We start from the raw sequence: 25533 nt of genomic DNA on the forward strand, positions 1-25533 counted from the left end.
CGGCCGCTTCGCCGCAAAGGGAAATTGCCACACGGCGAACCGGCGTCGTGTTTGCCGGCTCGTCGTGCACCGGCAAACACAACGCGCGGCGCGTGCTGTCGATCACGCCGCGATGAACTCGTTCCACTTCTGAACCATGTAGATGTTCTCGTCCATCACCGCGTTCCAGCACGCAATCGCGCTCATGCGCTGCGTGTACGAACCGCCGTCGCGCACCGCGCCGGCCTTTTCGAGCAACTGGCCGTCCGGCGCCTTGATGTCCTGCGCGGCCGGCTTGCCTTCGATCCAGTAGTCCCACTCGTACGGCTGCATGTGCGTCTTCGCGGTTTCGATCACGCCGGGGTAATAGCCCTGACGCATCAGATAGGCGCCGGCCCAGCCGTCCTGGAACCAGTTGACGAACTCGTATGCGGCGTCGAGCTTCTTGCCTTGCAGCGAGCGCGGAAAGCCGAAGCCCGAGGCCCACGAGCGATAGCCCTCCTTGAGCGGCTGGAACTTGCACGCAATGCCCATCGTGCGCACCTTCGTCACCGCCGGCGACCACATCGACTGGATCACGACTTCGCCCGACGCCATCAAATTCACGCTCTCGTTGAAGTCCTTCCAGAATGCGCGAAACTGGCCTGCGTGCTTGGCCTCGATCAGGATCTTGATGGTCTGATCGATCTCGGCCTTCGTCATGTTGCCTTTGTCGCCGTATTTCATATGGCCCATCGCCTCGATCGCCATCGCCGAATCCATGATGCCGATCGCGGGAATGTTCAACAGCGCCGCCTTGCCTTTGAACTGCGGATTGAGCAGTTCCGCCCAGCTGTCGACGGGACGCTTGATCAGATCGGGACGAATGCCGAGCGTGTCCGCGTTGTAGGTGGTCGGGATCAACGTCATCCATTCGGTCGGCGTCGCGGAGAATTCGGTCGAGCGCGGGCCGGTGAGGAACATCACCTTCTTCGGCGCGGTGCCCTGGTCGCCGATCTTCTTGCCGTTGACTTCGCCGCGCGTGAGCACCGGCGTGATCTTGTCGGCGAGCTTGATGCGTTTGGCGTCCATGCCCGCGAGCGTGCCGGCCGGAATCAGCTTCTTCAGCGCGAAGTATTCGGTGTCGACGATATCGAACGAGTTGGGCTGCGTGATGATGCGCTTGGCGACGTCGTCGGTGGTGACCGGCACGTACTGAATCTCGATGCCGGTGTCTTCCTTGAACTTCTTCGCGATGTCGGCGCTCTGATTGACCGCCGTGCCGAGGTAGCGCAACGTGATCTTTTCCTGCGCATGCACGTACGGAAAGCCGGCAATGCCGGCCGCCGCCACCGCGCCCTTGATGAACGTGCGGCGCGACAGGCCTTTTTCCTTCACATCGGCGATATCCTTCGCGGCCGCTGCCGGGCTCTCGTTCGTTTCATTCATTGCTCTCTCCTCAGTTGACGTTCGATTGACGCTCATTGGGTGTTCTATTTACCGCGCTGAAATTCACTGCAACGCTCGTGGTCACGCTGCCAGCGGATGCGCATCCTGCTCGTTCCACCAGACCACCACGCGCGCGTCGGGACCGAGTCGCGCCGGGTCGTAGTCGCCGTCGCTCACGAGCGAGATCAACTCGGGCGAGCCGTCGAGCGGGTCGAGCGTCATGCGCAGATGCGTGCCCTGGTACTCGGCTTCGCGGACCTTGCAGGGCACGCCGCCGATACGCGTCAGCCCACTCTCGCCGCCGGCGTTCTGCACCGGCGTGACGCCGTGCGGCACCACGCGCAAGTGATCGGCGCGCACGGTGAACAGGCGGCCGTTCGTATTGAAGACGTTATGACCGCCGAGAAAGCGCGCGACGAACTCGGTGCGCGGGCGATTGAATACTTCGTGCGGCGTGCCGCTCTGTTCGATGCGGCCGTGGCTCATCACTACGACGAGATCGGCGAGCGCCATCGCTTCTTCCTGCGAATGCGTGACGTGCACGAAAGTGATGCCGAGTTCTTTCTGCCAGCGCTTGAGCTCGGCGCGCATCTGCACGCGCAGAAACGGGTCGAGCGCGGAGAGGGGTTCGTCGAGCAGCAGGCAGCCAGGCTGGTTCAGCAACGCGCGCGCGAGCGCAACGCGTTGCTGCTGGCCGCCGGAGAGCTGCGCCGGTTTGCGCCCGGCATAGGCGGACATCGCGACCAGTTCGAGCAGTTCGGCGGCGCGCTTGCGCCGCACGTCCTTCGCGACGCCGCGCATCTTCAGGCTGAACGCAACGTTGTCGAGCGCGCTCAGATGCGGGAACAACGCATAGTTCTGAAACACCATCGCGGTGCCGCGCGCGGCGGGTTCGGCGCGCGTGACGTTGCGGCCCGCGATCAGAATGTCACCGTCGGTGACCGATTCATGACCCGCGATCATGCGCAACGTCGAGGTCTTACCGCAGCCCGACGGTCCGAGCAGACAGCAGTACTGACCGCCGTCGATGCGCAGATCGATCGCGTCGACGGCGAGCGCATCGCCGTATTGCTTCGACACGTGGACCAGTTCGATGTCGGCGGCTTGAGTTTCGAGCACCGTTGAAACAGGCTGAATCATGAAGGGGTTGTCCTCGTGAACGGCGAACAGTGGGGCGCGCGGAAACAGCTACGCCGCCGATGCGAAGCCAGCAAATGCAAGACATGTGCCATCGATCGTTTTGCGAAGCGTCGCAGGATGCCGACGCGCCGTTGTGCTTAACGTCTACGAGTTGGCGCACATATTGCAAACGATCCGCAGCGTCGATCGTTAGCGATTCAGCAGCCTTGGCTTGCGCGATCACGGTGCGTTGCCGATCCGTCTCGGGGCATGAACCGGCCAATCCGGTTCATCGCGTGACGTGACGCGACGCTTTCGTCATCCACGGTTTCTTCTCATGAACGACACACGGACTATGCCCGCAGCAGAGAACCGCGCGCGTCAATCGCTCGCCACGCATGGACGTTTTGCCTACCGGCCGATCACTGACGGCGACGCGTTCCGCTGGCCCGGCGACGCGGGACTCGCGGTCTATCTCGGCTTCAACATCGAACACTTTGCGTTCGGCGAGGGACTGGGCGCGGCGCTCGGGCCGCTCTCGCCGCAACCGGATGTACTGAACCATAGCTGGCGCGAGTACGGCAATCGCGTCGGTGCGTGGCGCTGCATCGAACTGTTCGATCAACTCGCGTTGCCCGCGGGCACGCTGATCAATACCGCGCTTTACGATCACTGCCCCGAGTTGATCGCGGCTTGCGTCGCGCGTGGCGACGAACTGATTGGCCACGGTCACACGAACGCACACCGTCAGAGCGATCTCGACGAAAGCGGCGAACGCGAGTTGCTTCTGCATTGCCGTGAGCGCATTGCGGAGGAGTCCGGCACGCCGCCGCATGGCTGGCTGTCGCCGTGGATTTCGGAGTCGCATCTGACACCCGACCTGCTCGCCGAGACCGGCTATCGCTACACGCTGAACTGGTGTCACGACGACCGCCCGGTGCGCATGGCAACGCGCGGCGCGCCGCTCTGGTCGATACCGTATCCGCAGGAACTCAACGATCTGCCGATGATGGTGGGCCGCCACATGGACGGCCGCGCATTCGCCGACATGATCGTCGATCAGTTCGACGAGATGCTCGAACAGGCCAATCGCGGCGCGCGTCCTCAGGCGTTGGTGATGGGCATTGCGCTGCATCCTTATCTGGTCGGGCAGCCGTATCGATTGCGGCATCTGCGCCGCGCGCTCGAACACATCGTCGCTGCGCGCGCGCGCGGCGACGTATGGATCACGACGCCCGGCGCGATCGCGAATCATATGGACGATCTGGAGCGGGACGGCCTCGTGCGCCCGGCGGTCGTATGAACGCGAAAGGCGGGGCAGCCGTTGCGAAGAAAAACGCGGCTGACGATGCGGACATCGACGCGCGCATCTATCAGTCGATCTTCGACGGCGTGCTGAATCATCGTCTGACGCCGGGCACCAAGCTGCCGGAGCCCGAGTTGTGCCAACTGTTCGGCGTGGGCCGCGCGGTCGTGCGGCGCGTGCTGGAGAAGCTCGCTTACGATGGCATCGTCGTGTTGCGGCCGAACAAGGGCGCGGTGATCGCCGAGCCCACGCCCGAGGAGACCCGCGAGATATTCGAAGCGCGCCGCTTGGTCGAACGGATGCTGGTCGAGCTGGCCGTGCAGCGCGCGAGCGCGACGGACATCGAGGCGTTGCGCCGGCAACTCGCGAGCGAGCACGACGCGATGCACCGCTTCGATCAGCCTTCGTGGGCGACGCTCGCGAGCGGCTTTCATATGCGCATCGCCGCGCTGGCCGGCAATTCGATTCTGCAAAGCTATCTGAAGGAACTGGTGTCGCGCTGCTCGCTGATCGTCGGCGTGTATGAACCGCCGGGGCATGCGCCGTGCGAACACGCGGAGCATGCGGCGATCGTCGACTGCATCGAGGCGCGCGATGCGGCGGGCGCGATGGCCCATATGGAAGCGCATCTGCGCGATCTCGAAGAGCGCATTGAGACGTCGCGGATGCGCGGCGAGAAGAGCCTCGGCCAGTTGCTCGGCATCATTGGACAAGCGACCACACAACGGGCGGCCCGACATGGAAATTGATTTCGCAGCGATCACCGAGTACCAGCGCTACAAGTTGATGGCGAGCCTGATCGTGCCGCGTCCGATCGCGCTCGTCACGACGCTCGGCGCCGACGGCACGATCAACGCGGCGCCGTTCTCGATGTTCAACATGCTTGGCGAAGAGCCGCCTATCGTGATGATCAGCGTCAACCGTGTGGCGGACGGCACGCTGAAAGATACGGCGGTCAACATCGTGCGGACCGGCGAGTTCGTCGTGCATCTCGCCGACGAGGCGATTGCCGGGAAAATGCATCGCTGCGGCGAGAGGCTGCCGCCTCATGTGAGCGAACTCGCCGAGGTCGGTTTGACGCCGGTGCCGAGTTCGCACGTCGCGCCGCCGCGCATTGCGGAAGCGCCGGTCGCGTTCGAGTGCACGATCTGGGAGACGCTGGAGACGAGCAGCCGGCAGATCTTTATCGGTCGCGTGCACCGGTTGCATGCGCGCGACGAGTTGATCGACACCGAGACATGGCGCGTGCGTTTGCAGCACTACTTTCCGGTCGGGCGCTTCGGCGCGAGCGATTATGTGACGACGCGCGATCGGTTCACGTTGGGGTGACGTGGGTTGAGCCGCGCTCATGCAGCGAGCGCGCGCCCATCGCTGCGCGGATCATGCGCGCCCGAGGCCGAACCATCCGCCTCGATGCGAATCACGCCCGGATGACCCGCTAACGGACTTTGCGCCGCAATCGCGCTCACTTCGTGGCCGCGTGCGGCGAGTGCCGCGAACACGTCGGCGCCCGCGTCTTCTTCGAGCTTCAACGCGTCGCGCGTGTCGGAGAAAGTCTTGCCAAGCAGAAAGCGCGGGCGGGCGAGAGCGGTGAACGGGTCCATCCGGTAGTCGATCAGCCGCGTGAGAATCGCGGCGAGCGTCTGCGGCTGTCCGTCGGCGCCTTGCGTGCCGAACAGCAACTGCGGACGGCCGTCTCGCAGATACATGCCGGGATTGAGCGTATGGAAAGGGCGCTTGCCCGGCTGCACGACATTGTGATGCGCGGGATGCGTGCTGAACGACGCGCCGCGGTTGTGCCACAGAATGCCGGTGTCGCCCGCGACCACGCCGCTGCCCCAATCGAAGTAGACCGTTTGCAGCACGCTGACGCTGCGGCCTTCGCTATCCGTTGCGCCGATGAACACCGTGTCGCCCGGACGGAACACGTGCGGCCATGCGCGCGCCCGTTGCATGTCGATCGAGCGAGCGTGCGCGTCGAGCGTCGCGGACGAGAGCATCGGTTCGACCGGCACGTCGTTGAACTCGGGATCGCAGACGTAGCGGTCGCGATCCACGAACGCGCATTTCACCGCTTCCACCAGCAGGTGATAGTAGTCGGCGCTGCCTTCGCGAATCGCGCCGACGTCGAAGCGATTCAGCGTGCCCATGATTTGCAGCGTCGTCACGCCTTGCGTGGGCGGGCGCAGACTCACCAGTTCGCCGCTCCGATACGCGACTCGCAACGGCGCTTCGTCGCGTGCGCGGGTTCTCGCCAGGTCGCTGACGGTGAGCGGCGAGCCGGCCTGCTGCAAACCGCGCGCGATTCGCTCCGCCAGTTCGCCTTCGTAAAACTCGCGTGCGCCGAAACGTGCAATCCGTTCGAGGCTTTTCGCCAGCGCCGGTTGCGTGAATTGCTCATCGACGGCGGGAATTTTGCCGTGCGGCGCGAAGGTCGCGGCGAAGCCCGGTAATGCGTTCAGTTCGTCGGCACGCAGGCTTTGCCAGAAGTGCTGCGAGGGCGTAACCGGAAAGCCGTTGTTCGCATAGCCGAGCGCGCGTTCGAACAGCGACGACCACAGCTGCGTGCCGCCCCATACGCTCCTGCTGATCTCGTAGGCCTGATGCCAGGTATCGACAGTTGCGGCGGTCGTGAGTGCGGATGCCGCGCCGCGTACCGGAATCGAAGCGCTGAACGCGGGCAGTTGCGCCGCGGCCTGGCCGATGCCCGATAGCGTGCGCAAAGTCCCCGCGCGATCTCCGATCACCCAGAAGGCGTCGCCGCCGAGTCCCGTGAAATGCGGATAGGTCACGCACAGCGCCGCGCCGATCGCGATGGCCGCTTCGATCGCATTGCCGCCCGCACGCAATACATCGCGGCCAGCCTCGCTCGCCAGCGCATGAGGGCTGGTGACCATGCCACCGGTCGAAGTGGCGAGTCGTGTGTCGTGCATTCCTGCTCCGTGGCGGGGGACGAGTCGCGTGTGAGCGCGTCGGAGTCAGGAGTATAAATTCGCGCGCTGTGCGGAAAAAAATCAGCGTGGCGCTGCAACGGGCCAGTGGGCACGCGGACAGACGGCACGCAATCACCGCGCCGTCCGCGCCACCATTCACCGCATGCACTCATTCATAAGAAAACAGACCGCTAAACTTCTCGATCCGCTCGAGCGCCATGCCCGAGCCGCGCACCACGCAAGTCAACGGCGCTTCGGCGACGAACACCGGCAACCCCGTTTCTTCCGCCAGCAAGCGGTCGAGATCGCGCAGCAGCGCACCGCCGCCCGCGAGCATGATGCCGCGCTCGGCGATGTCGGCGCCGAGTTCCGGCGGCGTCTGTTCCAGCGCGATCTTCACGGCCGATACGATCTGGTTCAGCGGATCGGTCAGCGCTTCGAGAATCTCGTTGCTCGACACCGTGAAACTGCGCGGAATGCCTTCCGACATATTGCGGCCCTTGACCTCCATCTCCTTGACTTCGGAGCCGGGGAATGCCGAGCCGATTTCCTTCTTGATCGCTTCGGCGGTTTGCTCGCCGATCAGCATGCCGTAGTTGCGGCGGATGTAGTTGACGATCGCGTCGTCGAACTTGTCGCCGCCCACGCGCACCGAGCCTTTGTAGACGATGCCGCCGAGCGAGATCACGCCGACTTCCGTCGTGCCGCCGCCGATGTCGACCACCATCGAGCCGGTCGCGTCCGACACCGGCAGTCCCGCGCCGGTCGCCGCGGCCATCGGTTCCTCGATCAGATAAACCTGCGAGGCGCCCGCGCTATGCGCGGCTTCCTTGATCGCGCGCCGCTCGACCTGGGTCGAACCGCACGGCACGCAGATGATGATGCGCGGCGACGGCGCGAACATGCGCGATTCGTGCGCCATCTGAATGAAGCGCTTGATCATCTGCTGGGTGATGTTGAAGTCGGCGATCACGCCGTCCTTCATCGGGCGGATCGCCTCGATGTTGCCCGGCACCTTGCCGAGCATCTGTTTTGCTTCCTTGCCGACGGCCAGAATGATCTTCTTGCCGTTCGGGCCGCCTTCCTGACGAATCGATACCACCGAGGGTTCGTCCAGCACGATGCCTTTGCCACGCATGTAGATCAGCGTGTTTGACGTGCCGAGGTCGATTGCCAGGTCGTTGGAGAAATAGCCGCGCAGAAAGCCGAACATGCAAATTCCTGTCTCTGGAGGTCGGGCGCGCGAGCGCCGCTGGGAGTGCCGCGCAATGGCGGCCGGCGACCGATGAGGGCCGGAAGAGAGGGAAGAATAACAGTTTCGGCGACGAGGGCGGTATCGGTGCAGGCAAGGATGGCGGGGCTCGGCGGCGCAACACGGACCGCGCTGTGCCGGGTTTGCATCCGAAGGACAGAGGCCGCGAAGCGATTGCCGGCTTCGCGTACGCAAAACGGGAATGCGCCGGTCCGTGTTGCGCCGGCGTCGCCGGCAACGCAGTGACCAGCGACATGGTTCGAGCGGGACCGGCGCGAGTTGCTAGGAGCGGTCGCGGCTGCGCACCCGGGTGGCGCCGGTAATCACGGCCACGCCGAGCAGAATGACCGCGACGATTTCGATCGTGTGTTGAGCGACGTGCAGGGTCACCAGCCCCCAACATACGCCGGCAATCAGAATGATCCAGCCGGCCAGATAAATGAGCAGGGTCATCGTTATTCTCCTCGTTCGATTTGACGGACGGCCCCGGCTGCTTCTCGCGACGCTTGTGACTCTGCTGAAAAGCGCGACCGGATGCCCCGATTCATCCGTTGATCGCGTGGCTTCGATAGCGGCTGTTGGGCCGTCAGCGGCCACCGATCTGCGGGTCTATCGAGTAGCAGATTCCGCGCCCGGTGTGCCCCTGCTCCTTGCGCCTGGTTGTCGGCGAGCCGCGCGCGTGTGCCCAGGTCAGACTCGGCGCCGGACTTCATCGCTCCGAAGCCGGGCCGAGCCTCGCCGCGATATTCCGGCAAGCCGCCAGCAACGGCTCGATATAGCAGGCTCGCGCATCGCGCTGCAAGCGGAAGGTCGGCATGCTGATGCTCACGCAGCCGACCGCGCGCCCGTCCGCACCGCGAATGGCCGCGCCGTAGCAGGAGATCGCGATTTCGTTCTCTTCGCGGTCCTCGGCATAGCCGCGTTGTTCGGTGACGACCAGTTCGTGGCGGACTGCGTCGAGCGTGGTGAGCGTGTGCTCGGTGAAGCGTTGCAGCGGGGCGTCCTTGAGCAGCGCTTCGCGTTCGGTCACGCCGAGCGTCGCGAGATAGGCCTTGCCCACCGAACTCGACGTGAGCGACACCCGCGTGCCGATGCGCGACGCCATGCGCACCGCGTGCGGGCTTTCGAGCTTTTCGATGTACACCATCTCGCCCTGGCTCGGCACGGCCAGATGAATCGTCTCGGAGGTCACGTCGCGCAGTTCCATCAACGCGTCGACGGCCGCGAGTCGCAAGTCCGAGCGTTCCCAGCTACGGCTCGCCAGATTGACGAGACGCGGACCGAGCCCGAACGTGTTGCCGCTTCCCGTGGCGACGATCAGCCCTTCGGCCTGCAACGCCGCGACGATGCGGTGAACGGTCGGACGCGGATAGCCGCTCGCCGCGCTGAGTTTCGCGACATTCGGCGGGGTTTGCGCATCGGCGACCAACTGCAGGACGGCAATGAACTTGGAGAACGCGGCGGCGCCGGCAACGGTCTTGGCATCGGCGGCGCCGGCCGCGTTGGTCGCATTGGAGGCGACGGTTTCGCCGGTCTGGTTGGCGACGGAGGAAGGCTTGGAATCGGAGTTGGACATCAGGCAAGGGTAGGGCACGGTTAAGCAATTATGCCGTTATTTTCCGGCCTGGATGTCGTCGATTCCGAGTCGGCTCGTCACGCGACGACCGCTCGTTCCTCAGGCGACCAGATAGCCGCCGTCCACCGGCACGACCGCGCCCGTCATGAACGACGCGGCCGGCGAGCACAAAAACGCGGCGACCTGCGCAACTTCGTCAGGCGTTCCCCAGCGATGCATCGGCGTGCGATCCAGAATCGCCTGCGAGCGGCCGTCGTCGTCCTGCAACGCCTGAGTCAGCGGCGTTGCAATCCAGCCTGGCGCGATCGCGTTCACGCGAATGCCGTCGTCCGCATACGCGAGCGCGAGCGACTTGGTCAGTTGCGCGACCGCGCCCTTGCTCGCGCTGTACGCGGGCACCAGCCCGCCGCCGAAGAAACTCAGCATCGACGCCGTATTCACGATGCAGCCCGACGACGCTTTCAGCAACTCGCGCGCGGCCGAGCACACGCGCATCGTGCCGTTCAGGTTGATGTCCATCACCCGTTCGAACACTTCGATGCGATGCTCCTCGACGCGGCTGATCACACCCGCGCAATTCACGACGATGTCGAGCCGCTCGAACGCCTGCATCGCGGCGCCGACGTCGTCGCTCGAACGCACGTCGAGCGTGACGCGGCGAATGCCGGGCGCGAGCGTATCCGGCGCACCTTCGGGCAGCGGCAAACCCGCCGCGACCGTCGTCGCGCCGAGCTTCGCGAGCCCGTTCGCGATCGCGGCGCCGATGCCGGACAGACCGCCGGTGACGAATGCGACCTTGCCTTCGAGTAGATTGTTCTGGAATGTCATGGGAGTCAGCAGCGAGTGCTCAGGTTGGTTGTGTCTTGATGGCGTCCGGCAGCGGCGCGGGCGCCACTTCCTTCACGACGAACAGGTAGACGAACGCGGCGGCGAAGGCGACGCCCGCGCTGATCAGCAACGCGTTGACGAACGAATGCGTTTGGTCGACGACGATGCCCGTGATCACCGGCGCGAACGAGCCGCCCAGATAGCCGCCGAAGTTCTGCATGCTGCCGAGCGACGCCACCAGGTGGCGCGGCGCCGCGACGCTGACGAGCGCCCACGCGGTGCCGCTCGACATATTCACGAAGAACATCGCGCACGACACATAGACGATCGCGAGCGTGGTGCTCGGCGTGTACGCGGCGGGCACGGTGAATGCCGCCGCGCCGATCAGTCCGATGCACAGCGGCCACTTGCGGCTGCGGATCGGCGCCATGCCGCGCTTGAGCAGATAGTCGGCGATCACGCCGCTGCTCAGCATGCCGATGGTGCCGAAGATGTACGGAATCGACACCAGCCAGCCGGTATGCGCGATGCTCAGATGACGCTCTTTCTCCAGATAGCCGGGCAGCCACGTGAGATACAGCCACACCATGTAGATCACGCCCATGAAGCCGAAGATCATCCCCCACGTGTTGCGCAGCTTGAACAGCGCGCCCCATTCGGACCAGCTCAGGCCCTTCGGAGCTGCGGCGGTCAGTGAGCCTTCTTCGAGGTGCGCCGTTTCGGCTTCGGTCAGCGTGAGTTCATCGCGGTTCCGGTAGAACATGTACCAGCCCACCGCCACCAGAATGCCGAGCGCGCCCATGATGACGAACATGGTTCGCCATCCGAAGGAAAGCATCAGCACGGTGAGCAGCGGCGGCGCGATCATCGGTGCGATGGTCGACGACGAGATGAACATGCCGGTCGGCCGGCCGCGCTCGCGCACCGCGAACCATTCGTTGACGACCTTCGCGCCGGCCGGGAACAGTGGCGCCTCGGCCACGCCGAGCACAACCCGCGCGAACAGAAAATGATTGAGCGACTGGATGAAGCCGCCCATCATCTGCGCGATCGACCAGACCAGCATGCCGAGCCCGAGCATCACGCGCGAACCGAAACGGTCGAGCAGGGCTCCCACCGGCAACTGAGCGAACGCGTAGGAAAGCGAGAACGCCGACAGCAGCAGACCCATCTGCGAAGCGGACAGATGCAGTTCCTCGCTGACCAGATGATTCGCGATCGACAGCGTGCTGCGATCGAGATAATTGATGATGCCCGCGACCGTCAGAAAGGCGACCGCGATCACCTGGATGCGTTTCAGACGCTGTGACTTCTGAAGCATGTTTGTCTCCTGCGCAAGAGGTCTTGCGAGTGTGTTTGGAATAGTGCGGATGCGAGGCTACGGCGAGATCTACAACAGGCACTACAGTAGACTCTACAATGGGGAAATCAGTAAGTCGCGCGTCCTCCGGACAGATCGAAAATCGCGCCGGTGCTGAACGAACAGGAATCCGAACAAAGCCACAAGACCAGTTGCGCGACTTCATCCGGCGTGCCGAGTCGTGCCATCGGGCTCTTGTCGATCATCGTTTGCACATGAGCCGGCGACATCTGCGTGAGCAGCGTGGTTTCCACCGCTGCGGGCGCGATGCCGTTCACGAGGATGCCGGTCCGCGCCAGTTCCTTGCCGAGCGACTTGGTCAGCGCAATCACACCGGCCTTCGCCGCGCTGTACGCGGAAGCATTCGGCGTGCCTTCCTTGCCGGCCAGCGACGCGACATTGACGATGCGACCCGCGTTCGCGCGCCGCATCGCCGGCACGACGAAACGGCTCACGTGATACGTGCCGAGCAGATTCACGTCGATCACGCGCTGCCATTCGAGCGGATCGTATTCGTCGAGCGGCAACGTGGGGCCCGCGTAGCCCGCGTTGTTCACCAGGTAGTCGATGCGGCCGTACGCGTCGAGCGTCGCCGCAAGCGCGGCTTCGATCGACTCGGGACGCGTGATATCGACCGCGAAGTGACGCGTATCCTGCTCGCCGGGCACGCGGTCCCAGTTGACCGCCACCGCGCTATTGCGCGCGAACGCATCGCAGATCGCGCGGCCGATCCCGCCGGCCGCACCCGTCACGACCGCGACGCGCCCCGAGAAATCGTAGCGGGCGAGGCTGGCGGGCGTGCTCATCGGATGAACTGGTCCACGTAGTCTTCACCGAGGCCGACCGCCGCGTAGTGCTTGCGGCACATGTCGATTTTGGTGAACACGTCCTCGTAGCCGGTGTAGTTGCCGTATGGGTCGCAGTAGAACATCACGCCGTTGACCTGGAAGTACGTGATCATTTCCTCGACGTCGTCGGGCACGTAGAGCGTGTGCGTTTCGCCGGGCGGCTCGTACACGTAGCTGCCTTCGGTGGCTTCCCAGTCATGCTCCAGATAACGCCAGCGGCCCTTGAGCACCATCCCGTGCACGCTTTGCGGATGACGATGGCGGCTCAGTACGCCCGATTTCCGAACCCGCAGCAGGTTCATCCAGTAGCCCTGCGACGCGTTCAGACACAGGGGGCGGAACGATACGTTTTCGGCTTGCGGGACCCAGACGCGCTCATCGGTCGGGATCGCGAACGGAACGACGATTTCCTGTTGCGCTTCCTTCGGGAACGGCAACTGGTATGGCGTCATGGGGGAGTGGCTAGCCTCTGGCATGGGGATCCTTTTGAAATGTCCGCATTGTGGACATGAAGTCCACGATATGGCTATTATCGGAATGCCTTTGATCGAGGTCAATCCTGGGGAAATCACTGACCACGCCCGCAGCGCGGCGCGGCGCGGTCCTCGACTGTTTCGGCGTGGCGCGATCGACGTCTCCAAAGCGCCGAGAATCTCCGCCCGGCGGCCCCTCGTGATCGCTCACCATCTTTAAGCCTCCTTTAAGTGGCGGCCCCTACAGTACGCAACCTCCACGTAACCCACCGCACATTCCCAGACTATGACCACGAAGAAATATTGGCGCGGCAGCGCTGCCGCTTGCGTCGTGCTCGCGATCGCCGGTACTTATGCGATCAGCCATCGCCAGGCCGACGCCGCCGTCGGCGAGGCGCACGGCGAGGTCGCCGGCGCGGGCGCTTCGTCAGGCATCACCGGTACGCGTTCGTCGGCGCCGGACTTCTCCGGCATCGTGACGCGCTACGGCGCGGCGGTCGTGCACATCGGCGCCAAGCAGGCCGCGACCGGTGGCGAGGATGGCGAAGGCGGGCACGGCGGCGAAGCGCTCGGATCGGGCTTCATCATCAGCCAGGACGGCTACGTGCTGACGAACAACCACGTCGTCGAAGGTGCCGAGAAGGTCACCGTGAAGCTGACGGACGGCCGCGAATTTCGCGCTCGCGTGGTCGGCACCGACAAGACTTCCGACGTCGCCGTGCTGAAGATCGAGGCCTCGAATCTGCCGACCGTGAAGATCGGCGACCCGGCCAACAGCAAGGTCGGCGAATGGGTGGTGGCGATCGGCTCGCCGTACGGCTTCGACAGCACGGTGACCTCGGGCATCATCAGCGCAAAGGCTCGCCAGTTCTCCGACGACAGCCCGATCCCGTTCATTCAAACCGACGTGCCGGTCAATCCGGGCAACTCGGGCGGTCCGCTGTTCAATCTGAACGGCGAAGTCATCGGCATCAACTCGATGATCTACTCGCGCACCGGCGGCTTCCAGGGTCTGTCGTTCGCGATTCCGATCGACGCAGCGATGCACGTGAAGGACCAACTCGTGCGCACCGGCCATGTGAGCCGCGGCCGCATTGGCGTGGGCGTGCAGCCGGTCAGCGCCGAGCAGGCGAAGTCGCTCGGCCTCGCGTCGACGCACGGCGCGCTGGTCGGCTCGATCGATCCGAGCGGCCCGGCCCAGGCGGCCGGTTTGCGCCAGGGCGATGTGATCGTCAGCGTGAACGGCACGCGCATCGAGGGCACGCGCGAACTGGTGGGCCAGGTCTCCCAACTGACGCCGGGCAGCATCGCGACGATCAGCGTGTGGCGTAACGGCGCCGAGCACAAGCTGTCGGTGACGGTCGGCGCGCAGTCGTCGCAACTGGCGTCCGCGACGCCGCGCGCGCCGCAACTGCAACAGCAGCCGGAGCAGCAGGCTCGTCCGCGTCTCGGCGTGGCGGTTCGTCCGCTCACCGCCGACGAGCAACAGGAAGCGTCGCTGCCTGGCGGTGTGGTCGTGCAACAGGCGGGTGGTCCGGCTGCCGCTGCGGGCATCCAGGCCGGCGACATCATCGTCGCGGTGGACGGCAAGCTGATTCGCAACGTTCAGCAGCTCAAGCAGATGATCACGCAGGCCGACGACAGCGTTTCGCTGACCGTGGTGCGCGATGGTGAAGAAGCGTCGGTGACCGTGAACCTCGGCTGATCGGCCGATGGGACATTGACGAACGGCACCGTGCGCCACGCGTAGTGCCTCAATTGGACTGGTTGCTCCCGACCGCCTGCACCTGCGGCGCGTCGGGGCCACCGCCCAGTGCAACATAAAGCGACACGCCGTTCTGCAGCGCGGTGGCGCGAAGCTGAATCAGCTGCTGCTCGGCGGAGAAAAGATTGCGCCGCGCATCCACCACTTCCAGATAGATCGAGATCCCATTCTCATAGCGAAGCTCGGCCGTCTCGGCGAGTTGCCGCTGCGCCTCGACCGCCTGTTCCTGCGCGGTAATCTGTTCCCTGTACCGTTGCCGTCCGATCAATGCATCGGACACCTCACGAAATGCCGTCTGCACGGTGCGCTGATAATCGGCGACCAGTTCATCGCGTCGCGCGCGCGTCTGCGCGAGTTGCGCCTGACGCTGGCCGGCATCGAAGATCGGCATCGCGACCAGTGCGCCCACCGACCACGCCTGCTTGCCCGGCACGAACAGGTCGCTCAGTTCCGCCGACACATAACCGAAATTTCCCGTCAGTGCGATGCGCGGGAAGAAGTCCGCGCGCGCCGCGCCGATATCCGCGTTCGCCGCGCGCAGCTGCTGCTCGGCCTGCACGATGTCGGGCCGATTGACGAGCAACGCCGACGGCAGGCCGGGGTCCAGTTCGTTGAACTGTTTGGCGTCGGCGATCCGCGCGGCCTGGGGTAGCGTGTCCCGCAGCGTCTCCGGCATCGGTCCGCCGACCAGCACCTCCAGTTGATTGCGCTGTTGCGCGGTCGTCCTTTGCAGTTCCGCCAACTGGGTCTGCGCCTGCGTGACGAGTATGGCGGCCTGCTCGTAATCGACCATCGACGTGACGCCCGCATCGAGCCGCAGCTTCGCGACCTCCAGCGCGTAGCGGCGGCTTTCGAGCGTCCGCTCCGCGAGTTCGATGCCTTCCTCGCCCGAGCGGATCGCGTAATAGATCGCCGCGACATTGCCGATCAGCGACAGACGGAACGCGCGCTGCGCATCGACGGTCGCCAGATAGCGCAGGCGTGCGGCTTCGCTCAGGTTGCGTACGCGTCCCCAGAAATCCAGCTCGAACGTCGTCACCGCTGCCTGCACGTTGTACTGATTGAACTGGATCGACGTGTCGCTGTTGCCGAATTCCGGATCGATCGAAGCGAGTGGCGCCTTGGTGCGCGTCGCGCCCGCGTTCACGTTGACTTGCGGGAAGCGCTGCGCGTTCTGGATGCGATAGAACGCGCGCGCCTGTTCGATGCGCGCGACCGACGCCGCCAGATCGCGGTTGCGTTGCAGCGCCGTCGCAATCAGCAGCTTCAGGTGCGGATCGGCGAAGAATGTTTCCCAGTCGATCTCGGTGGCCAGGTGCGTGCCTTCGGCGTTGGGCGTCGCCTGCGTGTCGAAGCGCCCGGCGATCGGCAGTTCGGGCTGGCGATAGGTCGGCGCGAAATTGCACGCGGCCAGCGAGCAGACGAGCGGCAGCAGCGGGATGAGCAGGCGCCTACGCATCTTGCTTGCCTCCCACCGGTTCGCCGCCGTTGGACGTGGGCGCGGCCAGGTCATCGTCGTCGAGATCGACCTTGCGTTTCTTGCGACTCAGCCAACGGCGCGCGGCGACATAGAACAGCGGCGTGAAGAAGATGCCGAACAGCGTCGCGGTCAACATGCTGCCCATCACGCCGGTACCGACCGCGCGCCGGCTCGCCGCGCCCGCGCCGGTTGCGAGCACCAGCGGCATCATGCCGAGCACGAAGGTCACGCTGGTCATCAGGATCGGACGCAGACGCTGCTGCGCGCCGTTCTTGGCGGCCACAATCGCATCCTTTCCTTCGGATTCCTCCTTGATCGCGAACTCGACGATCAGGATCGCGTTCTTGGCCGCGAGCCCGATGATGGTCACGAGCCCGATGTTGAAGTACACGTCGGCGGAGAGGCCGCGCAGCATCGTCAGTACGACCGCGCCGATCACGCCGAACGGAATGATCAGCAGCACCGAGGCCGGAATCGCCCAGCTTTCGTACAACGCGGCGAGCAGCAGGAACACCACCACCAGCGACAGTCCGAGCAGCAGACCGATCTGTCCGCCGGCCTGTTTCTCCTCGAACGCGGTGCCGGTCCATTCGTACGTGAGATTGCCGGTGAGCACGCGTGATGCGATGCGCTCCATTTCGGTGAGCGCCGCGCCGCTCGAACGGCCCGCCGCCGCCTGGCCCGACACGGTCGCGGACGGAAAGCCGTTATAGCGTTCGAGCTGTTGCGGACCGGAAATCCAGCGCACGCGGCTGAACGCCGAGAACGGCACCATCTCGTTGCGGTTATTGCGCAAGCGCAGCGCGCTCACGTCTTCCGCTCGCATCCGATGGTCGGCGTCCGCCTGCAGGAACACGCGCAGCACATTGCCCTCGAACACGAAGTCGTTCACGTAGTTCGAGCCGAACGACAGCGCCAGCGCCTGGTTCACCTGACCGATCTGCAGGCCCAGCGCGCGCGCCTTCACGCGATCGATCTCCACGTACAGTTGCGGCGCCTCGGGCATGCCCTCGGAGCGCACGCCCGCGAGCACCGGGCTCTGTGCCGCCTCGATCATGATGCGTCGCGCGGCCTGTTGCAGCGCGTCGCCGCCGACGCCGCTGCGATCCTGAATCTTCATCGTGAAGCCGGTCGCGTTGCCGAGCGACGGAATAGCCGGTGGATCGAGCGCAAAAATCATCGCCTCGGGAATCTGCCGGAACGCGCCGTTCGCGCGGCGCACCAGCGCGCTCGCGGAGTTCGCTTCACCAGGCCGTTCGTCCCACGGTTTCAGATCGACGAAGGAGAGCGCCGCCGATTGTCCCTGACCGAAGAAGCTGAAACCGGTGACCGACGCCACATTGCGTACCTGCGGCTGTTGGCGCAAGAACGCTTCGACCTGGTTGATCGCCTGTTGCGTGCGTTGCTCGGTGGAACCCGGCGCGCCGGTGTAGGTGATGAACAGATGCCCCTGATCTTCGGTCGGCAGAAAGCCGCCGGGCAGCCGCATGAAAAGCCACGCGGTGATCACGCAGGCCACCAGGAACATCAGCAGCCAGCGTAGCGGCGAGCGCAGCATCGAATCGACGCCGCGAATATAGCGGTCGGTGCCCGCGCCGAGGCCGCGATTGAAACCGTCGAACACGCGCTGCAACAGTCTGCCGGCCGCGCTGGTCGGCGGCGTGCCGCTATAGGTTTCGTTGCGCAGCAACGCAGCGCACAACGCCGCGCCGAGCGTGAGCGCGAGCAGCGTCGACAGGATGATCGACACGGCGAGCGTCACCGAGAACTGCCGGTAGATGCCGCCGGTCGAGCCGGGGAAGAACGCCATCGGAATGAACACCGCGACCAGCACCAGCGTGCTCGCGATCACCGCGCCGGAAATCTGGCCGACCGCCTTGACGGTGGCGCGCGGCGCGCTGAGTCGTTCCTCGCGCATGATGCGCGCGACGTTTTCGACCACCACGATCGCGTCGTCGTTGAGGATACCGATTGCCACCACCATCCCGAACAGCGACAGGATGTTGATCGACAACCCGAACAGATACAGCCCCGCGCAGGTGCCGATTAGCGCGACCGGCACGACCAGCGTCGGAATCAGCGTCGCGCGCCAGTCCTGCAGGAACAGGAACACGACGACGGTGACGAGCAGCAGCGCCTCGATCATCGTGCGGATCACGCTGTGCACCGACGTTGTGATGAACGGCGTGGTGTCGAACGGTACGGCCCACGTCACGCCGCGCGGGAAGGTCGGCTGCAATTCGGCCATGCGCTGGCGGATGTGATTGGCGACGGCGAGCGCGTTCGCGCCGCTCGCGAGCTGGATCGCGATGCCCGCCGATTCCTTGCCGTTCACGGTGAGCCGGTTGCCGTAGCTGTCGTTGCCGAGCTCGACGCGCGCGACGTCGCCCAGACGCACGGTCGAGCCGTCCGGATTGGCGCGCACGATGATTTCGCGGAACTGCTCCGGCGTCGAGAAGCGGCTTTGTGTGACGATCTGCGCGGTGAACTCGGAGCGGTCGGTGTTGGGCTGGTCGCCGAGTCCGCCACCCGCCGTCTGGCTGTTCTGCTCCTGCACGGCCTGCAACACCTCGCTCGCCGACAGACCGAAGCCCGCGAGTTTAGTCGGGTCCAGCCAGATCCGCATCGCGTACGACGAACCGAACAGCTGCACGTCGCCAACGCCATCGACGCGGCGCAACTCGTTGACGATGTTGTTGGACGCGAAGTTGCCCATCGCCGTCGCGTTGGTGGTGCCGTCGGCGTTCTGCAGCGCAAGCAGCATCAGAAAGCCCGACGACGCCTTGGTCACGCTGATGCCGCGCTGCCGGACTTCCAGCGGCAGGCGCGGCTCGACCCGGCTCAAACGGTCCTGCACCTGCGTGCGCGCGATGTCGAGATTGGTGCCCGGCTTGAGCACCACCGTAATCTGCGCGGTGCCGTTGGAGCGGCTCACCGACGACATGTAAAGAAAGTTCTCGATACCGTTCATCTCGTCTTCGATGATCGAGGTGACGGTGCGCTCCAGCGTGCGCGCGTCGGCGCCGCTAAAGATGGCCGAGATGCTGAGCGAGGGCGGCGCCACGTCCGGGTACTGTTCGACTGGCAGAAGCGCGACGGCCAACGTGCCGAACAGCACCGTGAACAGTGCGATGACCCAGGCGAAGACCGGGCGGGAAACGAAGAATCGATTCATCGGGCTCCCGTCAGCGCGTGGCGGAAGCCGGTGCCGGCGTTGCCGCCGTTCCCGTGCCCGCTGCCGTTCCCGCCACGGGGGCGGGGCGCGCGTCGACACGTTGGCCGGGCTGGACCTTCTGCCATCCGTCGACGATCACGCGCTCGCCGGGCTTCAACCCGTCGCGCACGGTCCAGCGTCCTTCGCCCTGCTCGCCGAGATCGATGTTGCGATGGACCACGGTGCCTTCGTCCGAAACGAGCGCCACGCTGGCGATGCCGTTGTCCAGTTGCACCGCGCGCTCGGGAATCCGGATGCCTTGCCGGTTGCCCGCCGTGATGATGCGTCCGCGCACGAACTGTCCGGGCAACAGCGTGCGCGACGGATTGGCGAACTGGGCCCGCACCGTTTGCGTGCCGGTCGACGGATCGACGACCAGATCGGCGAAGTCGATGAAGCCGCGCTCGCTGTAGACCTGGCCGTTGGCAAGCAGCAATTCGACTTCGACGTGTTTCATGTCGATTGCCTTGCGCGCGCCCGATTGAATCTGCTGCTCGACGTCGAGCATTGCCGTATTCGATTGTGTGAACACCGCATTGATCGGCGAGAGTTGATTGACCTGCGCCATCAACGTGGCCGCGCCTGCGCTGACGAGCGCGCCTTCGGTGACCTGTGCGCGGCCCACGCGTCCGGCGATCGGCGTGCGGACGACGCTGCGTTCGAGCCGCAATTGCGCGAGCGTGACGGCGGCTTGCGCATCGGCGACGTTGGCCTGGGCCTGTTGCATCGACGCGAGCGCGTCGTCGTTTTCCTGCGCGCTGACGGCGTGACGTTCGAGCAGCGGCCTGAAGCGATCCACGACTGAAGCCGCATTTTTGTACACGGCGGTGGCGCGCGTAAGCGCGGCCTGCGCCTGCTGCAATTGCGCGCGATAGTCGCGTGGATCGATCTGGAACAGCGGCGCGTTGGCCGGCAGGTCCGTGCCTTCCTGATAGAGCGTGCGCTCGACGATGCCGTCGACCCGCGCGCGAATCTCCGCGGTGCGCACCGCCTCGATCCGGCCAGGCAATTCGACGACGTCGGGAACGTTCGACGCGGCCACCGTTTCGACCAGCACGGGAACCGGCGGCATGGCCGCGGCGGGCGCATCCTGGCGGTCACCGCACGCGGCGAGCACGAGCGGCAGACCGGCAATCACAACGAACACGGTACGACTACACAAGCGGGACGCGGAGCAGAGCAAGAGAAACTCCTCGATGAAGGCACTCTTAATTGCGCTTTGGATCGGTTGCGGTCTTACGGTCTTGCTGTGCGATGGCCGTCGAGGGGCGCTGACGGCAGGGCGGTCTTTACGTTTTCTGCGCGGCCATTGCAGCCGACGATTTTTTACGCGTGTGCGTCCCACTTCCCGTTGCCTGAACCCACGCCGTAATCGAAGCCAGGTATGTCATGCGCGTTCTCACTGAAGGCCAGTATCTGGATAGGGTGTTTCAGCAGTGCGTTTTCATGCGGACAACGGTCGCGATACTTTTAAGTGTCGCCGAAAAAACTTGTGTCGATCTTACAAGGTTTGACTTGCTTGTCAAATTCCCGTGCGCTTTTGACCGGACCATCGCTATGTTTTCACAAACCGGCTTATCGCAAGCGCAATCGCGGTTTAAAGCGAATGGAGTCTGCGCGGGTTGGGTGGACATGCGCTCGGGTTCTCCATGCCAGAGTGACGATCAGCGCGCTTGCGCGTCCGACGAACTCAGGGTGCGCACGCTCAACGCGGGATCGCGCGCGATCGACGCTTCGGAAAACGGCACGCTCAGCCAGCGCCGCGCGGCGTAGTCGCGGGTCGCGTCGGCGTAGTGGGGCGAGGCCGCGTCATCGGATTCGGACGACGCGAGCAGGGTCCGCGCGAGCACGTCGCCGTCGCCGGCGAAGGACACGATTTGCAGGTAGGTGTCGCCGCTCGGGTTGACGTCCATCGAGTAGCCGCGCGCGTCGAAAGGATGGGCCGCGCACGCGGCGGTGAAGTAGCCGCCCGCGTCGCAACCGCCGAACAGTGGAATGCGTTCGGCGTCGCGGTCGATGTAGAGCGCGGCGCTGCGCGGTGCAGCGAGCGCGATGCCGGCTTGGTGAAGCGCGGCGATCGCGTCGCGCAATGCGGCGGCGAGTTTGGCGGGGTCGGCCGCAATGCCCAATGGCGTGGTCAGCGGTTGCGCAGGATCGAACTGCACCGCGTACAGTTGCGCCGGCGGGATCGTCAAGAGACGCCGCCACAGCTCGTCCCACAACGTCGCGCCGACGGCACTGGCGGAGGCCGTGTCGTCCCAGCTTGCGAGCACTTTGCAGGCCTCGCGCAGATCGGCGGTCTTGTCGGCGCTATCCGCATCCGCTTGCGCATCGGCATGCGGTTGAGCCACCGCACCGCTGCCGCACACGCGATCGAGCACCGGCCGCTTGAACAGCAGCGCCGACATCGAACGGCTGTCGAGCGCGGCGCGGCCGAGCGCATCGGCGGATACGCCTTGCGGATCGCGTTGCAGTTGCGTCGCGATGCTGTGCCCGAGGCGCGTGCGCAGCGACTGCGGCGTCTGCGTCGCGCCGATGATCTGCGCGTAGCCGGTCAACGGTTCAGCCGGATTGCTGAGCCAGTAGCTGCCGTTGAAGTTGCCGACATAGTCGCGCCGCAACAGGCTGGGCATTTGCGCGACCGGCAGCGCGCGCGGCTGCGCCGCGCCCGGTTGCGTGCGCCAGTCGCAATCGCTGCGCGAGCCGTCGAGGAACGGCACGCCCGGCATCGTCTGCGCGAGGGCCTTGCCAACCGGCGGCGTGCAGCGTTGCGCGAGCTCGTCGGGTACGTCCGGCACCGCGCCGATGTCCGCGTACCAGACGCGCGGATCGCCCCGGCCGATCGCCAGCGTATTCACCCACGGCAGCGCCGCGTTCTTCTTCTGGATGCGGATGAAGTCGTCGAGCGAACTTGCCTGGTTCCATTCGAGGAAGTTTTCGAACACGCGGAAGTTGTCCGCGTTGATATCGCGCAGCGCGAACGCCTGCTGCCCATTCCACGCGAGCGCCGGCGACAGCGCGCCGAGATTGACGAGTGGCCCGAAGCGCGAACGATACAGCGTGCGCGATACGCTATGCAGCGAACCGTCGGGCGCGCGCACGTCGACCTTCACTTGCGTCGGCGTCATCGCTTCGGTCTTGCCGTCGACCTGATAGCGAGTTGGCGAGCCCGGCACGAGTGTCAGCCTGAACAGGCCGAAGCGCTTCGCGGTGGAGACCGTATGCGCCCACGCGACGTTGTCGTTGAAGCCCATCACGATCAGCGGCACGCCGAGAAAGGACACGCCGCTCACGTTGAGCTTGCCGGGGATCGTCAGTTGCGCCTGGTAGAAGCGGTCGGGGCCGTTCCAGAACCAGTGCGGATTGGCGAGCAGCAATGCGCTGTCGCTGTGCGTCGCGTCCGCGCCGAATGCGAGCGCATTGCTGCCGATGCCGGAGTGCCCGCCGAGGTGAGCCAGCGGCGCGGCGAAGGCGAGGTCGGCTTCGGCTCCCGCGTGGGTATCGCCGCGCTCGGGCCTGCGTGCAGCCGCTGGCGTTGGCCCGGCAGCAGCGCCAGCGGGCGGCTTCGCGGTAGCGATCGCGGTGACGAAACGCACGGCGCCGCCGGCCAGGTTTGCCGCGTAAAGACGCCGGTACACATCGGCGTTGCTGATCTTGCCAGCCCACGGCGACGTGCGGCATGCCGCATGCGCGCCAGGAAAATCCCCGCGAGCAAGCTCGCCGACATAGCGGTTGTAGCCGGCGACGAAGCCGTCGATCAACGCCCGCATTTCGGCGGTCTGACTTTGCCGATAGCGCGCGATGGCCGCATCGTCGGCGATGAAACGGAAGAAGAAATCGGCGTCGAGATTGGCGGGTTGTTCGAAAGTCGCTTCGGCCGTGGGGCGCGCGTCAGCGCCGAAGTAGCGCGAGCGTTCGCCGCGCCACGTGACGAAGCCGTCGGCCATCGTGCACAGATTGTCCTGCGCCTGCACGTAGCCATAGCCATAACCGAGGCTGCCCCAGTCGCCGGCTTTCACATGCGGAATGCCGAGCGCGGTGCGGCGGATCTCGGCCTGATACGGTCCGGTGTGCGTGTCGGCGTTCGGGTTCGGGACGGCGCAGCTTTGCAAGCCCGCAGCGATGAAGGGCAGCGCGACGAGCAGACGGACCCGTCGACCGAAACGGCCACGTTCGCGCAGCAATGCATTCGAAGGCATAGGCTAATTCCCGGTCAGGCTGTTGCGTTGAAGCGCATCGCGCGAGCGCCGCGTGTTACGACGTGCTCGCGCTCACCGGCACTCGCTGCGGCCGTACCTCTTCGACGATGCGGCCGTCTTCGAGCCGGATATAACGGTCCGCCGCGCTGAAGTAGCGGTCGTCGTGCGAGATCACGATCAGCGTCTTGCCCTGGCGCTTCAGATCCGGAAGGATCTCGGTGTAGAAGATACGCCGGAACGTCGGGTCCTGGTCGGCGGCCCATTCGTCGAGCACCATCACCGGACGCCGTTCGAGATAGGCGTGCACCAGCGCGAGCCGTTTGCGTTGGCCGGTCGACAGATCGGTGGTCGTGAACGCGGCATCGCGAATCGACACCTTATGCGCGATGTCGAGCCGCTCCAGGTACTGCTGCGCTTCGACACTCAGCGTCGCTTCGCCGGGAATCAGCGTGTCGAACAGGTAGTAGTCGGAGAACACTGCGGAGAACAACTGGCGGTAGTCGTCGAGTTGCTCGTCGCGCACCGGCTCGCCGTTCAGCAGAAGTTCACCCGTCTCCGGCCGATACAGCCCGAGCAGCAGCTTGATCAGCGTGGTCTTGCCGCAGCCGTTTTCGCCGACGATGAACAGCGTCTCGCCGCGTTCGATCGTCAGGCTGAGCGGTCCGAGCGCGAAGCCGCCGCTGCCTTGCACCGGCGCGTCGCGCTCGTCCTGCGGCTTCGCGAAGCGGTACTGCACGTCGGCCAGCGCGATCGTGTCGAACACGTCGGCGAGCGGCGCGGGCGCCGTGTCGCCATGCACGGCGACGAGCGACGGCTCGCGGGTCGAGAAACGCGCGGACAATTCGGCGATGCGCGCGAACGCAACCTGTGCGCGGCCGATCGACGGCAATGCGCTGACGATCTCCTGGATCGGTCCTTTCATGTACAGCAGCACGAGCACGAAGCCGGTCATCACCGCGCGGTCCGCGCCGGCCGAGCGCGCCTGCAACGTGAGGATCAACCCGACCACGACGAAAAACAGCAGCGAGCCGAACGCATTCGCGCTGACGAACACGTTCGCGGCGCGCACGCGCAGCCGGAAGATCGCGTCGATGGTCCCGGACAGTTCATGTTCGTAGACGAAATGGCGGCGCTGTCCGTTCAGACGCAGTTCCTTCGCGCCGTCGGTGATCGAACGGTAGTGCTTCTGCAAACGGTCTTCCGCTTCGCGCGCGGCGCCGAAGCGACGAATCCCGATGCGTCGCGCGAGCGTCTGTACGATCGAGCCGAGCGCGATGGCGACCAGCGCGATCGCCAGCATCAGCGGCGACAGCACGCACAGATACGCGAGGCAGCCGACGATGGTCGCGGTGGCGATCGCGAGGCTCGAAAACATGAAGGAAAACGAACTAATGGTGTCGATGTCCTGATTCAGTGCGGTGATCAGCTTGTGCGTGCGGAACTGTTCGATCTGGCCGATCGGCGCGGCGATGATCTTCTCGCACAGATTCTTGCGCAGCATCGCGATCACGCGCTGGCCGACGAGGTTGTTGCCGATGTCCGAGATGATCTCGCCCGCGAGCACCAGCACGCACAGACCGGCGAAGCTCCACAGCAGGGTCGGCAAGGCGGCCGCGCCTTCATGCAGCGCGCGATTCGTGACCGCCAGCAGCGCAGCGGTGGCGATGCCGCTGGCTGCGCCCATCGTGGTCGCGAGCACGGTGATCGGCCAGAGTCGCTTGAGCAATCTGAGCAATTCCGCAAACATCGTGTTTCTCCTGGGGTGCGGGTTCT

Annotated in this window: 19 protein-coding genes; 4 read left to right on the forward strand and 15 right to left on the reverse strand. The window is 65.1% G+C overall.

The window, feature by feature from the left end:
- Window positions 1–102: 102 nt before the first annotated feature.
- Both BGI01S_RS11970 and BGI01S_RS11975 read right to left on the reverse strand, forming a co-directional pair.
- On the reverse strand, window positions 103–1407 hold the full coding sequence (locus BGI01S_RS11970; RefSeq protein WP_042325522.1) for an ABC transporter substrate-binding protein: 1305 nt from the start codon (window positions 1405–1407) through the stop codon (window positions 103–105).
- Between the two features lie 81 nt (window positions 1408–1488).
- Entirely contained in the window at window positions 1489–2547 is a 1059-nt protein-coding gene (locus BGI01S_RS11975; protein ID WP_042325524.1) for an ABC transporter ATP-binding protein, read from the reverse strand.
- Window positions 2548–2863: 316 nt separating this feature from the next.
- On the opposite strand from BGI01S_RS11975, the gene BGI01S_RS11980 reads away from it, so the two are divergent.
- The 3 genes from BGI01S_RS11980 to BGI01S_RS11990 are packed head-to-tail and all read left to right on the forward strand — an operon-like array spanning window position 2864 to window position 5161.
- Window positions 2864–3829, forward strand: a complete 966-nt coding sequence (locus BGI01S_RS11980) for a polysaccharide deacetylase family protein (RefSeq protein ID WP_042325526.1) — start codon at window positions 2864–2866, stop codon at window positions 3827–3829.
- On the forward strand, window positions 3826–4581 hold the full coding sequence (locus BGI01S_RS11985) for a GntR family transcriptional regulator (protein WP_042325528.1): 756 nt from the start codon (window positions 3826–3828) through the stop codon (window positions 4579–4581). The genes BGI01S_RS11980 and BGI01S_RS11985 overlap by 4 nt, the downstream gene beginning before the upstream one ends.
- A complete protein-coding gene (locus tag BGI01S_RS11990; protein WP_042325530.1) occupies window positions 4571–5161 on the forward strand; it encodes a flavin reductase family protein in 591 nt (196 codons plus the stop codon). The genes BGI01S_RS11985 and BGI01S_RS11990 overlap by 11 nt, the downstream gene beginning before the upstream one ends.
- A gap of 17 nt (window positions 5162–5178) precedes the next feature.
- Here BGI01S_RS11990 and BGI01S_RS11995 read toward each other — a convergent pair whose 3' ends face one another.
- The 8 genes from BGI01S_RS11995 to BGI01S_RS12025 form a co-directional block, all read right to left on the reverse strand.
- On the reverse strand, window positions 5179–6765 hold the full coding sequence (locus BGI01S_RS11995; RefSeq protein WP_042325532.1) for a gamma-glutamyltransferase family protein: 1587 nt from the start codon (window positions 6763–6765) through the stop codon (window positions 5179–5181).
- Window positions 6766–6934: 169 nt separating this feature from the next.
- The gene (locus BGI01S_RS12000; RefSeq protein ID WP_042325534.1) at window positions 6935–7978 is read right to left on the reverse strand and encodes a rod shape-determining protein; all 1044 of its coding nucleotides are present in this window, start codon (window positions 7976–7978) and stop codon (window positions 6935–6937) included.
- A 321-nt stretch (window positions 7979–8299) separates the two neighbouring features.
- Window positions 8300–8470, reverse strand: coding sequence for a hypothetical protein (locus BGI01S_RS30545; RefSeq protein ID WP_167335644.1), 171 nt, complete (start codon window positions 8468–8470; stop codon window positions 8300–8302).
- Window positions 8471–8726: 256 nt separating this feature from the next.
- Window positions 8727–9593, reverse strand: coding sequence for an IclR family transcriptional regulator (locus BGI01S_RS12005; RefSeq protein WP_042325536.1), 867 nt, complete (start codon window positions 9591–9593; stop codon window positions 8727–8729).
- A 99-nt stretch (window positions 9594–9692) separates the two neighbouring features.
- Entirely contained in the window at window positions 9693–10421 is a 729-nt protein-coding gene (locus tag BGI01S_RS12010; protein ID WP_042325538.1) for an SDR family NAD(P)-dependent oxidoreductase, read from the reverse strand.
- Between the two features lie 19 nt (window positions 10422–10440).
- Window positions 10441–11742 (reverse strand): MFS transporter, encoded by a 1302-nt coding sequence (locus tag BGI01S_RS12015; protein ID WP_042325539.1) that lies wholly within the window; start codon window positions 11740–11742, stop codon window positions 10441–10443.
- 107 nt (window positions 11743–11849) lie between these two features.
- Window positions 11850–12587: an SDR family NAD(P)-dependent oxidoreductase gene (locus BGI01S_RS12020; protein ID WP_042325540.1), complete on the reverse strand. Its 738-nt coding sequence runs from the start codon at window positions 12585–12587 to the stop codon at window positions 11850–11852.
- A complete protein-coding gene (locus tag BGI01S_RS12025) occupies window positions 12584–13105 on the reverse strand; it encodes a 2,4'-dihydroxyacetophenone dioxygenase family protein (protein ID WP_042325541.1) in 522 nt (173 codons plus the stop codon). The genes BGI01S_RS12020 and BGI01S_RS12025 overlap by 4 nt, the downstream gene beginning before the upstream one ends.
- A 283-nt stretch (window positions 13106–13388) precedes the next feature.
- On the opposite strand from BGI01S_RS12025, the gene BGI01S_RS12035 reads away from it, so the two are divergent.
- Entirely contained in the window at window positions 13389–14807 is a 1419-nt protein-coding gene (locus BGI01S_RS12035; protein WP_042325545.1) for a trypsin-like peptidase domain-containing protein, read from the forward strand.
- Window positions 14808–14856: 49 nt separating this feature from the next.
- Here BGI01S_RS12035 and BGI01S_RS12040 read toward each other — a convergent pair whose 3' ends face one another.
- From BGI01S_RS12040 to BGI01S_RS12060, 5 genes are all read right to left on the reverse strand, one after another.
- Window positions 14857–16326: an efflux transporter outer membrane subunit gene (locus BGI01S_RS12040; RefSeq protein WP_042325547.1), complete on the reverse strand. Its 1470-nt coding sequence runs from the start codon at window positions 16324–16326 to the stop codon at window positions 14857–14859.
- A complete protein-coding gene (locus BGI01S_RS12045; RefSeq protein WP_042325549.1) occupies window positions 16319–19522 on the reverse strand; it encodes a multidrug efflux RND transporter permease subunit in 3204 nt (1067 codons plus the stop codon). Before BGI01S_RS12045 ends, BGI01S_RS12040 begins: the two co-directional genes overlap by 8 nt.
- A 10-nt stretch (window positions 19523–19532) precedes the next feature.
- On the reverse strand, window positions 19533–20708 hold the full coding sequence (locus BGI01S_RS12050) for an efflux RND transporter periplasmic adaptor subunit (protein ID WP_232624396.1): 1176 nt from the start codon (window positions 20706–20708) through the stop codon (window positions 19533–19535).
- 517 nt (window positions 20709–21225) lie between these two features.
- The gene (locus BGI01S_RS12055; RefSeq protein WP_042325553.1) at window positions 21226–23760 is read right to left on the reverse strand and encodes a penicillin acylase family protein; all 2535 of its coding nucleotides are present in this window, start codon (window positions 23758–23760) and stop codon (window positions 21226–21228) included.
- A 55-nt stretch (window positions 23761–23815) separates the two neighbouring features.
- On the reverse strand, window positions 23816–25507 hold the full coding sequence (locus tag BGI01S_RS12060; RefSeq protein WP_042325555.1) for a cyclic peptide export ABC transporter: 1692 nt from the start codon (window positions 25505–25507) through the stop codon (window positions 23816–23818).
- Between the last annotated feature and the right edge of the window lie 26 nt (window positions 25508–25533).

This window comes from Paraburkholderia ginsengisoli NBRC 100965, from assembly GCF_000739735.1.
GTDB classification, from domain to species: domain Bacteria; phylum Pseudomonadota; class Gammaproteobacteria; order Burkholderiales; family Burkholderiaceae; genus Paraburkholderia; species Paraburkholderia ginsengisoli.